This window comes from Rhizobium sp. RHZ02 (assembly GCF_014851575.1).
Taxonomy (GTDB): Bacteria; Pseudomonadota; Alphaproteobacteria; order Rhizobiales; family Rhizobiaceae; genus Rhizobium; species Rhizobium altiplani.
In genome coordinates this window covers 1-207 of sequence record NZ_JACUZX010000141.1, presented here as the reverse complement: position 1 = coordinate 207, position 207 = coordinate 1, and the positions used below count along the sequence as shown (strand labels likewise).

Annotated in this window: 1 protein-coding gene; it reads right to left on the bottom strand. The window is 51.2% G+C overall.

The features are described from left to right. On the bottom strand, positions 1–207 hold a 207-nt coding region (locus IB244_RS31870; protein ID WP_192307038.1), incomplete at both ends, for a transposase.

Below are 207 nucleotides of genomic sequence, written 5' to 3'. Positions count from 1 at the left end.
TTCGATCGGATTCAGATCGGGCGAGTACGCAGGTAGAAAGAGCAGCCAGGCACCTTTTTGTCTGATGAGATTTTCGGCCTTTTCGCTTTTGTGGAAGCGAACATTGTCGGCAATCACGACGTCGCCCTTGGATAGAGTTGGGACGAGTTGCGTTTCGATCCAGGTCTCGAATATCTCGGCATTCATTGGTGCGTTGACGATCCATGG